This is a genomic window from Mycoplasma sp. CSL7491-lung (assembly GCF_018913965.1).
Lineage (GTDB): Bacteria > Bacillota_I > Bacilli_A > Mycoplasmatales > Metamycoplasmataceae > Mycoplasmopsis.
The window spans coordinates 53,639-70,327 of sequence record NZ_JAHMHG010000004.1 but is presented as its reverse complement, the minus strand read 5'-3'; the positions used below and the strand labels follow the sequence as shown (position 1 = coordinate 70,327).

General features: G+C 24.8%; 13 protein-coding genes and 1 rRNA gene. 11 read left to right on the top strand and 3 right to left on the bottom strand.

The features are described 5' to 3' along the window. Position 1: 1 nt before the first annotated feature. From KQ876_RS03380 to KQ876_RS03365, 4 genes are all read left to right on the top strand, one after another. Complete coding sequence (locus KQ876_RS03380; RefSeq protein ID WP_216490283.1) at positions 2-349, top strand: hypothetical protein; 348 nt, start codon at positions 2-4, stop codon at positions 347-349. Between the two features lie 11 nt (positions 350-360). After that, positions 361-603: a hypothetical protein gene (locus tag KQ876_RS03375; RefSeq protein ID WP_216490281.1), complete on the top strand. Its 243-nt coding sequence runs from the start codon at positions 361-363 to the stop codon at positions 601-603. Further along, positions 603-1,070 carry a hypothetical protein gene (locus KQ876_RS03370; RefSeq protein ID WP_216490280.1) on the top strand — a complete coding sequence of 156 codons (468 nt, stop codon included), beginning with the start codon at positions 603-605 and terminating at the stop codon, positions 1,068-1,070. Before KQ876_RS03375 ends, KQ876_RS03370 begins: the two co-directional genes overlap by 1 nt. Positions 1,071-1,281: 211 nt before the next feature. After that, a complete protein-coding gene (locus tag KQ876_RS03365; protein WP_216490278.1) occupies positions 1,282-3,150 on the top strand; it encodes a hypothetical protein in 1,869 nt (622 codons plus the stop codon). A 548-nt stretch (positions 3,151-3,698) separates the two neighbouring features. Here the strand turns inward: KQ876_RS03365 and KQ876_RS04200 are convergent. Further along, on the bottom strand, positions 3,699-3,830 hold the full coding sequence (locus KQ876_RS04200) for a hypothetical protein (RefSeq protein WP_256443804.1): 132 nt from the start codon (positions 3,828-3,830) through the stop codon (positions 3,699-3,701). Between the two features lie 367 nt (positions 3,831-4,197). Next, positions 4,198-4,626 (bottom strand): hypothetical protein, encoded by a 429-nt coding sequence (locus KQ876_RS03360; RefSeq protein WP_216490276.1) that lies wholly within the window; start codon positions 4,624-4,626, stop codon positions 4,198-4,200. Positions 4,627-5,397: 771 nt separating this feature from the next. Here KQ876_RS03360 and KQ876_RS03355 point away from each other — a divergent pair. The 4 genes from KQ876_RS03355 to KQ876_RS03340 all read left to right on the top strand — a co-directional run bounded on the left by KQ876_RS03355 (position 5,398) and on the right by KQ876_RS03340 (position 9,424). Continuing rightward, positions 5,398-6,597 (top strand): Mbov_0401 family ICE element transposase-like protein, encoded by a 1,200-nt coding sequence (locus KQ876_RS03355; protein ID WP_216490275.1) that lies wholly within the window; start codon positions 5,398-5,400, stop codon positions 6,595-6,597. Between the two features lie 865 nt (positions 6,598-7,462). After that, positions 7,463-7,568: ribosomal RNA gene (gene rrf, locus KQ876_RS03350) — 5S ribosomal RNA — on the top strand. A gap of 70 nt (positions 7,569-7,638) precedes the next feature. Further along, on the top strand, positions 7,639-8,748 hold the full coding sequence (locus KQ876_RS03345) for a DnaJ C-terminal domain-containing protein (RefSeq protein ID WP_241007086.1): 1,110 nt from the start codon (positions 7,639-7,641) through the stop codon (positions 8,746-8,748). Between the two features lie 94 nt (positions 8,749-8,842). Continuing rightward, positions 8,843-9,424 carry an FMN-dependent NADH-azoreductase gene (locus KQ876_RS03340; protein ID WP_205852163.1) on the top strand — a complete coding sequence of 194 codons (582 nt, stop codon included), beginning with the start codon at positions 8,843-8,845 and terminating at the stop codon, positions 9,422-9,424. 51 nt (positions 9,425-9,475) lie between these two features. Here KQ876_RS03340 and KQ876_RS03335 read toward each other — a convergent pair whose 3' ends face one another. Next, positions 9,476-10,225 carry a phosphotransferase gene (locus KQ876_RS03335; RefSeq protein ID WP_205852162.1) on the bottom strand — a complete coding sequence of 250 codons (750 nt, stop codon included), beginning with the start codon at positions 10,223-10,225 and terminating at the stop codon, positions 9,476-9,478. 63 nt (positions 10,226-10,288) lie between these two features. On the opposite strand from KQ876_RS03335, the gene KQ876_RS03330 reads away from it, so the two are divergent. From KQ876_RS03330 to KQ876_RS03320, 3 genes are all read left to right on the top strand, one after another. Further along, the gene (locus KQ876_RS03330) at positions 10,289-11,074 is read left to right on the top strand and encodes a type III pantothenate kinase (RefSeq protein WP_216490274.1); all 786 of its coding nucleotides are present in this window, start codon (positions 10,289-10,291) and stop codon (positions 11,072-11,074) included. Positions 11,075-11,221: 147 nt separating this feature from the next. After that, positions 11,222-12,283, top strand: coding sequence for a phosphatidate cytidylyltransferase (locus tag KQ876_RS03325; RefSeq protein WP_216490273.1), 1,062 nt, complete (start codon positions 11,222-11,224; stop codon positions 12,281-12,283). Positions 12,284-12,293: 10 nt separating this feature from the next. Next, a complete protein-coding gene (locus tag KQ876_RS03320) occupies positions 12,294-16,679 on the top strand; it encodes a PolC-type DNA polymerase III (RefSeq protein ID WP_216490272.1) in 4,386 nt (1,461 codons plus the stop codon). Positions 16,680-16,689: the final 10 nt, after the last annotated feature.

The window sequence follows — 16,689 nt, the reverse complement described above, 5'->3', positions numbered from 1 at the left end:
AATGAAACAACAAACACCAAAAATATCAAACATGAAGAAATTTACATTTTACACTATTGGAACAATAATTTCTTTTTTTGTTCCATATGCAATGTATGATTTAATAACAAAATGAAATGATTACTCACTGATCCAAAGTATTATTATAATAACTACTATTGTTTTAACTACTTTATTATCAATGTTTTCTATCTTTAAATTAATTAAACAATTTACTTTAATCAAAAAATGAAAGAAATATCAAAAAACCTTAGAAAATTTAAAAAACTCACCCGAAGAAAATTCAAAAGAAATTGAAGAGTTAGAAATTTTAATTAATAAATTAAATGAAAAATATTTTAGAAAATAACAGGAGAAAAAATGACTTTAAAACAAATAATTAAATTAATCGAAACAAAAATGAGAAATCATATTCAACAATTTTATAGAATACCATTATCAGATATAAATTTCATAATCAAAAAAATAAATTGAGCAAATGTGTTGCCAGCAACTATTGATTTAGATGAATTATTAAAAAATATCAAATGATTAGAAGAAACATTTTGAAATTGCTATCATGAAAATATACATGAACTTACTAAAAATTCTAGAGGAAGATAATGAAAGTATATTTTTCAGGAAAAGTCTTTCTGTTAAAAAACAATCAAATTATCATTGATGTTAATTATACAGGTTATTTATTCAATGTAGTTAGTACAATTGGATTTAAACACAATCAATATCAAAAAGTTTATTTTCTAAAATGCAAATCAAAAGATTATGCTTTTTCTAATTTTAGAGATTATGTATTGTTTTCATCATTAGTAGAACACGCAACGATTACAGATAGTCAAGCAACCAAAATGATGAGAGAATTAGGAACATATAATCTTTCTAAAGCGATTGTTAATAATGATTTAGAAACATTAATAAAATACTTTAAAACTGAAATAGCATTAATGGATTTCATTAAAAAGACAAAAAATTCTGCTAGTTGAGTGTTTCAAAAATTAAATGGTGAAATGTATAACATTAATAATCAATTTAACCAAGAACAAATTAGACAATCGACACAAACAGATATATAAAATAACGAAGAAGATGTAAATGTTTTTGAATAACAATATTATTGGTACTAAAAAATGTTTTTTAGTATTAGAACACTATTAAAATTCATTATAAAACATAGATAGATATTTTTAAAAACTTAAGGTTTTTAGAGTTAGCGTTTGGCTAACTTTTTTTATAAAAATGTATTCAAAAACTAGATTTTAAATCATATTAATATATAATTTTTATATGATAAAAAGTAAAACAAAAAACATATTAAAATGGGCAACAATTTTGCTGCCACTAACTGCATTTAGTGGTGTTTCTGCTAGTTGTTTAGAAAGAATTAATAGAGTTTTAGCACCAAAAGGAAACGGCATAAAAGATGAAAAGAATAATCAACCTTCTTCGACCCCTTCTTCATCAACAAATACTGCTCCATTAGGGCCTAATATTTCTTCGACTCCAACAAATAATACTAATACTTCAAAACCTATATCTCAAGAAGAAATTATCAATAATTTTACTGATATTTATGAAAACACAGGGCAACTCGATATTTCTCCGAGTGTTTTCAATGAAACAGGAACTTTTTTAGGGAATATACCAGAAAAATCAATATATTATAAAGTTGATTTTAATAAACCACAAGAATTTATATTTAAACATCCTACAGCTGTGTTTTATTATTCTGGTATTAAAAAATATTATGATTATTTATTGCAAGTTGATAACCAAAAAGATAATTTAACAAATAGACTTTTAAAATTAACTGATAAAAATTATGATTCGTTTGCTCTAACAGATTATAAAACCACCAGATTAACAAAAGAATGAAAAGATGCGATTACATATGATTTAGATACAATTATAGATTCATTCGGTTCTTTCTATAAATATGAAGGAAATGGAAAATTCTACGATGGTGTTATCCCACTTGATTTTCAAGAAAAAGAACAAGAATTAAGAAAGATTCCAAATTTAGATAAAGCAAACTGACATAAATGAATGGAAAGAGATTTAGAAGAAGCTACAGAACAACCAGTCATTAGTTATAATGATATGTATGATGTTTCTAAAAATTTCTACGAGAGAACTGATAGACATTTTATTCAAAAAAGAGTTCATTTTAATAGTAAATCAAAAAATAAAAATGAAAAAATACTATCTTTAATGGCTGTTCCCAACAAACAAACAAATGACTCTGAATATGTAAATGATTGATATAACTTTAATTATAAATATAATAAAGACATAGTTATTAATAATAAAATAAATTATATTGGTGTATTCCCACAAAAAATGCAATTAGAGGAGAATCGTTGAACTCCACAAGAGTTTTACAATAATTCAATAATTCTAGCCCCTTTTAAAGCAATTCAAAACTCAAACATAACATCTAAGTCTTTAAAAGTTTTAAGAGACTACATACACTTTAAAATAGCCCTTTCATTACTAAAAAAAGATAAAGAAAAACCATTCCTAGAACAGTTTGAAGATAATTCAAATACACAGCTACAAGAATTTTACAAAAAATATCATTATGATAATGGTATTAAAGATATTATTAAAAACTTGAAAGGCTCAATAGGTGAAATTTTAGATCCTTCAATTTATTTAAACTACATTGATGAGTTTGGTACTACACACTTTTTTTATGATGAGTGAAAAGAATCACAAGAATTAGTTAGAAAAAATCACTTTCAAGCGTCAAATCAACGTCAATTCTACACCTTTGCCTTAAACCTATACAACAAATTCGTAATGCCTTTTAGTTATATTTTAAGTGATGGTGATGATAAAAACGGTTTTGATACATTATTAGAAGATAAACCTGTAAGTTCTAGTGATAAAAAATTCAAACAAGCCTTATTTGAAGAGTTTTACCAACCAATTTTTGGTAAAATCGAAACAATAGAAAATAACGCAAGCGATGACGCTAAAATGTTAAGTGCTAAAACCAAACTTAAAAACTTTTTAGAAAATTCTATTGTAAAAATAGAAGGTAAAACAGACAAAAACTTATTATTTAGTTATGATATTATAGCCAAAGATGTTGATGGTAATCATTTTAATGGACTATGATTAAAACCTAACGAAGAAAATTCAGATAATTAAAGCACTAGTTAGTGCTTTTTTATTTAAAAATTGCGTTTTAAGACATTGTTTATATTATAAATAATTAATTATTAATAAAATACATAATTTTTACAATACAAGCGATTTAAACGCTGTTTTAAATCCAACATTTAAATATAATAAACTTTTAAATTATAATTTAATGTTAAAAACTCTAAAAAATAATGTAATTTATACTTAAATCTAATAAAAGTACGTATTTACTAAATAATATTAAATAACACAAGAAAATAAAAAATAGCCGGAGCACCTTATGCTATCCCGACCTAGTCTTACATAGTTATTTTACCACAATTCGGCCGCTTTATTTCAATTCGCCTATTTATAATAAGTTTTTGTGTTATTAAATTAATAAAAACATAATTTATGGTTTCTAAAAAACATAACTGTATTGCTTTTTCGGCATTTTTATAAGCTATAAATCTATAGTAAATTAAATGTAATTATTAATTTAAATAAAATATTAAAGTTATTTAAAAATAGATATAAAAAACGTACTCATAAATAATAAAAGTACATTTTTAAAATTACATTTCAGCGAGTTTTCTGAAGATTATTTCAAACGCTTCTTCGTTTTCTGGCTCATATTGTTTAATTCTTTTTGATACTTTTTTAAATGTTTTTTCAGAAAACATCTCTAATATTTCTTTATCAAGCATAATAATTTCCCTTATTTTTTCCTTTTGTACTTTACCATGCATATAACAAATAACTCAAAAATATAAGTTTTTAGTTAAAATGTAATAAAAAATAAACAAAACATATCTTACAAAATCGTACATTTTTAATAAAAATATAATTTGTTGTTTCTAAAACACATAACTGTATTGCTTTTTAGGCGTTTTTATAAGCTTCTATGTTATTAAATACAAAAAACGTTCAAAAAGATATAAAAAAATTGGCTTTAATGATTATATTACAACCGGCCAATTTAAAAATATCAGTCCCTAATTATTTTATTGTGCCTAGGGTAGGAGTGGGTAATATCCAATTCACAAAATAATTATATCATTGTTTTTATTTTTTTTATATATATTTATTATTTTCTCATTCTATCTTTTCAATTTCTATAAATTTATTTCTTTTAATTGATCTGATTGTTCTTGGTATAAAGGCATCTGTTGGATATTCTTTTTGTTTTGAATTAATTTCCTTTACACCTAAAACAGGGAGCAACTCTTCATCAAAAGGTTTTTCAATACAATAAAATTTATCAACCCCTACATTATTTAAATCATCGTCATATGACCATCATTTATCTTCTTTTTTATTTTCTGATATGCTTTCAAATATTTTAATAAAAAAATCTATTCTTTTGAAATATAAAGCAATAAATTGCTTTGCCGAATTATATCGTTCAAATTCCTTTAACTTTGAAATACTTTTTCAATTATTTAAAACAATTGTATTAAAAGTTTTTTCGTCTAAATAATTATATTTTAATATATTAAACATTTTATTCGATTTATATTCTATCGTTTCGTTTTGGTTTATAAAATAAAGAGAATTGCCTTTAATTTTATAATAAATGTTAAATATATTACACAAATAATGAAAACCAACTAAATGATATAAGTTATTGTATTTTGTATGAATTAAAATCTTATTATTAGTATTTTTTTCTTTTAAATATAAATTTAGTTTTTCATAATGCTCTACCTTCTTGAATATTATTCTTATCCTATCGAATTTTTCTTTAATAATAAACCTCCTTAAAAAATATTATTTATTTTAATATTCATAAAAGTTTTTAAAAAAATGATGGGTTATATAGCCAATAACAACCCCATCCTATATAGTTAATTTAGCAACCTTATTTTATTAATGTGTGGCTATGCTAGCAAGTGGGTTATTCCACTTATTACACACATTATAATATTCTACCACATATAATGGTTATTTATAAGTATTTAGTAGTTTCATTTATGATAAATGATATAATTCATATACAGGTTTTAAAACACTGTGTTCTATATCTGTAGAACAACCGTTTAAACGTTATGTACTAACGTCAAAGATATAGGTAGATTGCAAAAAGCAATCTTTTTTATTTCACAAAATGTTTTTGAAATAAAAAAACCAACTGATAAGTCGCATACCCGACAGTTGGCTAGTAAGTATGACCGATTATTTTAATGTGCCCGGCTCAGGAGAATAGTATGTTCTAATCACAATATTATTATATTATAGATACTTAGAAATAAATAACTTTTTTATAATTTAACTATGGAAACAAACAACATAGAATACATTAATCAATTGTCTTGCAACGAAATTACTAAACTCTCAGAAGACTTTAAAAATAGTTACGAAAGAAAAGAATTAAATTGAAAAATCAACAAAGTTATAACTAGATATTTAAAAGGTCAAAACGATAACATATATCAATTCCAAATATATGAATATTATTATTTAAAAGATAATAAAAGATATTATATTCGATATTATCCGCCAAAATATGAGTATTTATTTAAGAAAAAATACGATACAAAATTAATTTTAGATACTTTTCATCAGTATTGTGGTCTAATTAGAAATAAATTTGCAAAGGTTAGTTGAAATTTATGTAAATATTATTCTAATAAACTAAATTTATACAATACTAATCAAAATCTAAAAAAGTGAAACAAAGAGTATGCAAATCATATTTATATTTCAATAGACGATTGCTTCGGTAAAGTTAGAATTAAAAATAAAGTTCATAAATCAAATACTAAGTTGATAAAAATATTTTCAGATACAAATCACAATCCATTATATTTTTATGAAACATATACTTCTAATGATACTAACAAAATAACAAATGAATCTAGATCTAAAATAATTCAAAACATTATAAAAAAGTATTATTTTATTGATGATAATACTAAGCTTTATTTATTGTCTGACGGAGCAGTGTATTTCAAGAAATTAGCAAAAATGTTAGGTGCAGAGCATGTTTATGACTATTTTCATTTTTGTAAAAAATTTTTACAAATATTTAAAAATAAAATATTTGTATTTGTAGATAAAAAAACTAAACAAGTTTTGAATAATTCCGAAGCTAAAAAATGATTATTTGAGTCTTTAAAAAATCCTAGAATTTTTTTAGATAAATTAAAACATTTAACTAACTCACCTTTGGTTACTGAAACTGCTAAAAAGTCCATTAAAACTTTTGTTAATTTTATGCGTAAAAATTGTAAAACTTTTAAATTTCATATTCACAACTTTACCGCACAAGCAGAATCATCAGTTTCATTATTTAAATCCATATATAGAAAAAGATATTCAATATTTTCGTTAAAAACAATATTAAATTTAATTAAAATAAACAAAAATGAAAAGTTTAATTTTGTTGATTTTAAAACTGAATATACGAATTTAGACGAAATCCAATTTGAACCATTAATTTGAACTCAAACATCAAATTATCATTGAATTTAAAAAAAGCGTTTTAAGGCGTATTAAAATACTTAAATGAAGAATACCATTAAAACAATAAAACTTTTTAATACAGACTATTTTAAAGGGGTTTTAAGGGGTATTTCAAATTAAACCAAACAATTATGAATTGTTTTTTAAATTGTTTTATATTTTCAACACCAAAACTCTCTTAATTTTAACTTTGTTAAAATCATGCGTATATACGCGTACGCGCTCACGATAAATTAAATTGTAAATTTAATTGCTTTGCCCCCCACTAACAGGGGATTCACACATCTACGAAATTAAAATGCTTCAAATAAAAATATTGTTTTATTTTAAAAGAAAGGATGCGACAGCATCCCGGAGAGCACCCTTCAATAAGGTTCAAGGCTTCAACAAAGAGTGAAGACCGACCAATAGCCGCCTAAGGACGGCAACGCGTTAAACAGAGTTCAAGGCTTAATTGAACAACTAAAACATTTGATGTTGTTTATTCAGACGACGGTCATTCTAAGGAATGACCCAAATATTTATTAAATTAAATATTTATTTTTAAACTAACTTAATTGATGTGATATAATAATTTCAAATGTAATCAACCTACTTTGATTTCATAGCCCCAAGTGATTTCATCCAATACAAATCAAAAAATCGTTTAAAATTTAATATCATAATTTTAATCGACGAATGAAGTGAAGTGTTCAATTAGAACAATATATATAAGTAAAAAGAAATTAATAACAAAATTAGAAAATTATATCTTTACATTTACTATGATCGTTTATTTTGACATATTCAAAATATTTTCGCTTTGTGTAATCAAATTAAAATAATAAAAAAAATAAAAATTTTTTTGGTTTTTAAATTTATAGTGTATACTATTATCAGTAGCAATAGCAAGAGGGTCCACCTGATACCATTCCGAACTCAGTAGTTAAGCCTCTTTACGCCGACGATAGCCACTTGGTGAAAATAGGGAGCTGCTTTTTTTATACCCTTTTTTAGTTAATATATATTATTTATTAGCAAATAAATTATTATTATGCTAAAATTTAGATTATGAGTAAAAAAGATTATTATGAAACATTAGGTGTAAAAAAAGACGCAACACAAGCAGAAATAAAAACAGCATATAGAAGTTTAGCTAAAAAATATCACCCTGATAAATTGAAAGATGGAACAAGTGACCAAAAAATGCATGAAATTAATGAGGCTTACGAGATTTTATCTAACGATGAGAAAAGAAAGATATATGACCAATATGGAGCTGATGCTGCACAAGGAAGAGCTGGAGCAGGAGGTTTTGACGAATCTTCATTCGGAGGTTTTGAAGATATCTTCGAAAATATTTTTGGTGGTAGTTTCAACTCTAGAAGAAGTCAAAGAAATAGTAACGAGCCTAGAAAAGGAAATGATAAACAAGCTTATAAAACTATTACTTTTATGGAAGCGTTTAATGGTGTTCAGTTTAAGGAAAAATTAGATAAATACGAATTGTGTTTACAATGTTCTGGTACAGGTGCAAAAGATAAAAATTCTTATAAAACTTGTTCAACATGTAATGGTACAGGTGCTGAAACAAAACAATTTAATTCTTTTTTTGGTAGACAAATACAAAAAGTTGTCTGTTCGACATGTAATGGTCTAGGAAAAATAATAACAGATAAATGTACTTTATGTAAAGGTCAAAAATATACAAAAAGTTCAAAGGTTGTTAATATATCTATACCAAAAGGGGCATCTAATAATTTAGTTATAAAAGCTGAAGGTTTTGGAGAGAAAGGTTATAACGGCGGAAGACCAGGAGACTTGTATTTACAAATATATGTTCAAGAACATCCTTATTTTAAACGTGATGGATTAGATTTATATTTAAACTTTGACGTTTCATTTATTGATATTTTCATGGAAAATGAAGTTGATGTACCTACTCCACACGGTTTAACCAGAATTAAGATGAAAAAATCATATTCAAATGGTAAGATAATAAAAATACCCGGAAAAGGTATGATGAACTCAACAAGAACTGGTGATTTAAGAATTCAAATAAATATTATTATTCCTGATTTAGGCAGAAGTGATAATAAAAAGATTAACAAAGTTTTTGAAGATATAAAAGATAAAACAAATTATGATTTTGTAAAAAATGTTAATAATACCTTAAAATAAGAAAAGATGTAAAAAATACATTAAAAAGATACTTTTTATGTGTTTTTTTATTTTTTTATGTATAATTTAATTATTAAAAATGAAAGGATTTTAAATGAAAAAAGTATTATTTTTAGACGGTGCATTCTTCACAAACGAAGGATCATACACAACAACATTATTAAACGAATTTGAAAAGGTTGTAGAAAACCCTGAAAGAATTAATTTATCAGGTTCAGAATTTGATAAAACACATTTATCACAAACACATTTTCCATCATTTTACGCTGATGTTAATTCAGATAAATGAATAAACAAATTAAAAGAAACAGATTTATTAGTATTATCATCTACAGTTGTTAATTTTACAGTTCCAACACTTGTTAAGAACTTTATAGATGCAATTGCTGTTGCTGATAAAACTTTTTCATATAAATTATCAAAAGACGGAAATCCAGTTGGATTATTAAACAATTTAAATGTTGTTATCGTTAGTTCACAAGGTGGTCCTCAAGCAGAAGGAACAGAATCATTACAAAATCAATGATTACGTTCAGCTTTCAAATTTGTAGGTGCAAAAACTATTAACTTCATAAAAGTTAATGGAACAAAAATGCCGGATCTAATCAACGGTGATCGTGTTGCTTATGCAAAATCACGTGTTAACGAATTTAAAGAAATTATTGATAAATTATAATAAAATTGGTATTTTAAAAATCTAGATTTAAAAATATCTAGATTTTTATTTTTATTTTTTAAATAAGTTGTTTAACTTTTTATATTCAAACTCTTTTACTGTTTCTTCCAATTTTATTATAGACGGTTTATCATCGAATGGTTTAACATCTTGAACATTAATTCATAAAATTATTAAATAATATATAAGTATTTTTTGTTGTATTAAATATTCTTCTCAATACGATTCGTATCTATTCAAAAATATTTCTTCTTGTTCTTTATTTAAAAAAGATCCGGTTATAAAATAAGCTAAATCAAAGTGTTTATCGCCCATTGAAGCATATTCTCAGTCTATAAAAAATATTTTATTATCTGATGTTCTCTTAATAATATTTGCTGTGTATAAATCGTTGTGAAGAGGTCTATTGTGTTGACTTTTCGACAATATTAAATTAATACGTTTATAATACTTATCTAAAACTTCAATTTTAATATTTCTTTCTTTTAAAATTTGACGATATTTTTTAATTCTCGCTGAATGATTTGATTTAGGAAATTTTAACTCAGAATCATGCAAGGTTTTTAAATTATCTGCAATAGTTTCTAAATCATCTCTTGTAAATTCTGGATTTTTACCTTCAATTCATTGTCATTCAAGACATTTTGGTGTATCATCAACTAATTTAGGAACAAAATCAAATTTTTCTAATAATTTATAATCTAATTTGTGATTAAATCAATTATATTTTTTAATTTGATAAAAGTCGCCATTATCGTTTAAAAACGATTCATTTGTAAAGCCTATGTTTATTTTTTTCATTTTGCCTCTTAATTAATTATTTTTATTTGATTATATCACAATACAAAGTACAATTTATAATATATGATAAACTTTTTTGAAAAAGAAATTAATAATGAATATGTTGTATTTGATATAGGTAACTCTTCTATAAAGTATGCTGTTTATAATCGGAATTTTAAACTAATAAAATATAAATTTCAATTAACTAGTAATTTAAATCAAAAAAATATTTTAATAGATAAAATGAGAACTTTTTTAAGTGAAGCCATCAATTTAGAATGTAAACAAAAATTAATTCTAGGTTTTGTAAACGAAGAAATGTATATGTTTTTTAAAAAAATTCTCTTAGAATATTTTCCTGATTCTAAACCTTATATTATTAATAATAAAAAGAAATTTAAAACAGATTTTTCTGATGTAGATATTAATGAATTAGGGATTGATTTGATAGGATTATGTGAGTCAAATCATCATAAAAATGCTGTAATATTTAGTTTTGGAACCGCTTTAACTACAGTTGTTATAAAAGATAATAAATTAATATCGGTAGCTATTGCACCCGGGTTTTATGAATCGTATTCACATCTTTTTGATAAAATAAATAAATTAAATAGAAAGTACATGAGAACTAATTTGACAAACGACAAAGGAAACGACACTCATTCGGCATTAAATTTAGGTTGTAAAGCTCAAGTTTATGGATATATACAATATTTCTTATCTAAGCACTCTATAAATGAATTTCAATACAAAATTACAGGAAATGATCAAATAATAAATCAAATTAATATTCAAAATATTGAGCATGTTAAAACCGAAGTAATGGATGGTTATTTACAAATATTTATTAATAACAACTTAAAATAAATAAATTTAAAAAGATTATAACTTTTCTATGTTTTTTAGTTAATGATATTAATTTATATTATAAAATAACATGAAAATGCAATAAAATAATAACTTTTATATGTAAAATATAATAACTTTTAATTAGTAATCGTTTATAATATAAATATGATTTCAAAAAATGAAAAAATGAATGCTCTTATTAGTCAAAGAATAATTCCCGCAATCATTATTGCGGTTATTTTTATAATGTTTATTGCTATAAATAGATATAGCTTTTATTATAGTTATAATTTTGAACTTGTGCCATTTTGAATATTAAGGATTTTTTCTTTAATATTAATTTCTAGTTTTTTGTTCATTTTGTTATTCGAACTTACAAAAGCTTATTTACAAAAAACGAAATTATCAATTTTAATATCATTTATCGGAATTATTGGATTATTTGTTAATGACAAGTTTTTAATAAATATACTTATTTTAAATGGATCTAATCCTATTTTAGGTAAGGAGTTATTAGAAAACGGTCTTACCGACAGCATATTAAAGAGTAATATTTTTAATTATATATTAGGTAGTTGACAAACATACGTATTTATTTTATTATTAACTATAATATTTATGTTATTTAGATATTATTCTAATGATAATAAAACTAATTATTTAGCACTCTTGCATAGGGGTATAAGTTTTTTCTTATCAGTTTTTATTGCTATTAACTTTATAAAAACCTATATTTATTTAAATACTTTAAATACAGGTTTAGAATATATCATTATTTTCTTTATTTTTTCGGTTTCTTATGACACAGGCGGATTTTTTGGCGGCATGTTTTTTGGAAATAAACTATTTAAATCTAAGATGGCGCCATTAATTAGTCCTAAAAAAACTTGGGAAGGGGCTATTATTGGTTATGTGTTTGCTATTTTAATTGCTTTAATTTTTGTTTGAAGCTATTATAGTGTTACTCAAAAAAGTGGTGATAATATTTTGTCAGAATTAGTTTTTGATAAAGGAATTAAAAAAATAAGTTTTTCATTATTAATTATCGCTTCGCCTATTTTTGCATTGTTAGGTGACCTATATTTTTCATATATAAAGCGTAGATTGGAAATTAAAGATTTCTCTAAAATACTAAAAGGACATGGTGGTATTTTGGATAGATTTGATAGTGTATCGTTTGTTTTTGTTTTATGAAGTTTAATCGGAATTATTGCTTGAAAAAGTTAGAAGGAGCCATATGTCTAAATTTAGAGATCACTTATTAAACAGTTTTGCTATTTATTCTGGTTTAAAATATGACCCAGAATTAGATGATGTTATTCTTGAACAAAATAGTGAAAAAGAGTTTACCTTTGTAATACATTCGATTTTGAATTTTAAAACATTCAAAAATTTATTATGAGCTACAAAAAATTCAAAAATTGCAAAAGAAAATAAATTTAATTTTATTGTTAAAAATTATGTATACGAATCCTTAGAATTTAGAGAATATCTTTTAAACATAATACCCGCATTAATTAAAAAAATACCAAAAGTTGCCGAATTAATTAAAAAAAATAGTTCCGCTTTAGTATTAAATCCAAATAATGGAACATATATAATAAAGCATGAATCAGACATTTCCGAAGAGGAAATTACTGAAGCTAGAAATATAATCAAAAATGATATGATTCGTTATGGATTTAAAGATTTTCAAATTGATTTTCAATTGGTAGAAACCATTAATAGTTTTAATCATATTGAAGAACATGATAAAGAACTTCAAAAGTATATAAAAGAACTTAACCAAAAAGAGGTTAATATTCAAAAAACAAATAGTTATAGTTCAAATTTTTATAACAGCAATAATAATTCTAATTTTAGATTTAATAAATTTTCCAAAAATACATATAATCATGTAACGATAAAAGAAATGTCAACTTTCTCGGAGTTAGAAACAAATAAAAAAGTTCATTTTGAGGGTGAAATTTATCGTCAAGAAATTAGAAGGCTAGGTAATGTCTACGTGGCAAAATATAGTTTAACAGACTATAAAGATACCATAACAGTTTCTCACTATTTAGGTGAAGATAAAAACAATGCGACAATTTATAAAGTTGGACAATTTATTCTTGTTGATGGATTATTACAAATAAACAGATATGGTTTTGACTTAAATAAAAATGTTAGATCAGATAAAATTATTGTTGGAGATAATCCTTATCATAATGTTACTTTGGATAATTCAATAGAAAAGAGAATTGAATTATCAGCAAGAACTAAAATGAATACCATGGATGGTATTTTATCTGCGACAGATTTAGTAGAAATTGCTAAAAAACATGGTCACAAAGCCGTTGCAATACTAGATTCAAATTCGGTTCAAGCGTTTCCTGAATTTACACAAGCAGCAAAGAAAAATGGCATAAAACCCATTTATGGTGTTTCTTTTGATATTATCGAAAAAGGAAATAATATTATTTTAGGTGATTTCGACCCTAGTATAAATATTAACGATGCGGAATTTGTTGTTTTCGATATAGAAACAACTCATTTATCTCCAAGAATTGGGGAATTGATAGAATTTGGTGCAACCGTAATTAAGAACGGCGAGATTGTCAATAAGTCACAATTTTTTGTTAAAGCTAAAAAACCTCTATCTGCATTTACAACTAACTTAACAGGTATTACTCAACAAATGATTGATTCTCAAGGTATTCAATTAGACGATGCGCTTGATAAAATTTATGAATTATTCAACAATAAAATAGCGGTTGCGCATAATGCAAAATTTGACATGAACTTCTTGATACAAAAGTTTTTAGAAGCTAATAGAGAATTACCAAAAACAACATATATAGATACTCTTATGATTTCAAGAATTATTTTTGAAGATAAGAAAAAACATAGTTTAGGTGAATTTTGTAAGAACTTCGATGTTATTTATGATACCGAAGTTGCTCACCGAGCTGATTATGATGCGGAAGTTTTGGCTAGTGCTTTTAAGAACTCTATTTTTTGATTTGTCGATAACAATGTAGTAACATTGAGCGAGTTGAATGAATTTACTAGAGATGAAAAATTATTTTATTCTAAGTTAAATACTACTTTTAATCAATATTCAGTAATCGCTTTGAACAACGATGGTTTAAAAGAAATTTTCCAAATGATTTCAAAAACATTAACAGAACGTTTTTGAAACTCTCCAAAAATGTTTTTTGACGATTTACCAAAAAGTAAAAATATATTAATTGGTTCAAATGGTTTAAGGGGTGAATTAATTGATAAACTACTTTATTCGAATGATATAGAGTTAGAGAAAATCATTGAAAGATGTGATTATATAGAAATACCAGCGCCGCAAACGCTTTCTCATAAATGAAGTGGAAAAGATGATTTTTCAAAAGAAGAAATAGAAGGGTTGCTTAAACATCTTGTTAATAAGGCAAAAAGTTTAAATAAGATGGTGGTTGCTATTGGTGACGTTAGATACGAAACTAAAGAAGATGCAATATTTTTCAAATCACTAGTATATTCAAAAGGAATTGGAAATACATCTCATTTTTTGTTTGATTATAGAAAGAAAGATAGTTTACAAATACCAACATTAAATTATTTAACAACCGAAGAAATGATTCATCAATTTAGTTTTCTGGGTCATTTAGATTTAGTAAAAGAAATTGTTGTGGAAACTCCAAATAAAATTGCAGATATGGTTGATGATAATATTGTTGTAACGCGAGAAAAATTATATACCCCTAAATTTGATAATTCAAATGTAAAATTAAAAGAGTTAGTTTATAGTAATGCACATAAGAAATATGGCGAAAAATTACCTGAAATTGTAGAATTAAGGATTAAACAAGAATTGGAACCTATTTTAAAATATGGTTTTGATGTTGTTTATTGAATTTCACATATTTTAGTAAAAAAATCTGAAGAAAATGGATATATCGTTGGTAGTCGTGGTAGTGTTGGTTCATCTTTTGTTGCAACAATGGCAGAAATAACTGAAGTTAACCCATTACCACCGCATTATATTTGTGATAATTGTAAATATTTTGAGCTAGTTAAAAATCCTCCAACTCCATCAGGTTATGATTTAGATGATAAAATGTGTGAAAAATGCAATATTTTAATGGATAAGGATGGGAATTCGATACCTTTTGAAACTTTCTTAGGCTTTCAAGCTGATAAAGTTCCGGATATAGACCTTAATTTCTCAAGTGAATATCAAGGATTTATACATGATTATATAAAGGAACTTTTCGGAGAATATCATACTTTTAGAGCTGGTACAATATCAACTATAAAAGATAAAACAGCATTTGGTTATATTAAAAAAGCAAACGAAGAGTTTAATTTTGGTTACACAAATAGTTATATAGACTTTTTATCATACAAAATTGAAGGAGTTAAACGTACTACAGGTCAACACCCTGGTGGTATTATCATTGTACCAAAAGAATTTGATGTAGAGTATTTTACACCAATTAATTATCCAGCCGATGATACTTCATTAAATTGAAAAACTACTCATTTAAATTTTGAATCTATTCATGATAATTTATTAAAATTAGATATTTTAGGTCATAGAGATCCTACCGCGATTGCTATGTTATCTAAGATGACAGGAGTTAATGTTAAAACGGATATACCTAAAAAAGATCCTAGAGTTATGTCATTATTTTATAGCACTAAAGAGTTAGGTATTCAACCTAGCGAAATTGGAGACGAGCCTACAGGTGCAGTAGGATTACCAGAATTTGGTACCAACTTTGTTAGAAAAATGCTTAAAGATGCAAATCCTAGAACTTTTTCAGACTTAATTTCTATTTCAGGATTATCACATGGTACAAACGTGTGAAAGGGTAATGCAGAAACATTAATCAAAGAACAAAATATGTCTGTAAGTGATGTCATTTCTTGTAGGGATGATATTATGTTAATTTTAATTAAAAAAGGTTTAGATCCCTTATTTTCATTTAAGGTAATGGAAAAAGTTAGAAAAGGTAAAGGATTAAGCCCGGAAGAACAATCAGAGCTAAAGAAAAATAATATTCCGGAGTGAATGATAAAAAGTATGTTAATGATTGAGTATATGTTCCCTAAGGCACATGCTACAGCATATGTAATTATGGCTTGACGTATTGCTTGATTTAAGTTATATAAACCATTGGAATATTATTCAACATATCTATCAATACGTGTATCAGAGTTTGATATTAAAGTTATTGTAGATGATTTTAAAGCGGTAAAAATTAATGAAAAAATTAACGAAATTAATAAATTAAAAGATAAAAAGAAATTAGATGAAGATCTTCTAGTAACTTTAGAAATAGCACGTGAAATTTATGCTAGAGGTTATAAAATTTCTAATATTGATTTAATGAAATCTAAAGCAGATGAATGAATAATTGATTATGAAAATAACGCTTTAATTCCGCCTTTTACATCTGTTAAAGGTTTAGGTCTTGCGGCTGCCCAAAAATTAGTTCAAGCTCGTGAAGAAAGACCGTTTATTTCGAAAGAAGACTTTAAATTAAGAAGTGGTGTAAATAAAACCATAACAAACGTGCTAGATGAATTAGGTGTTCTTAAAGATCTAACAGAAACTAATCAAATGTCATTATTTACATTATAATTAAGGAGAA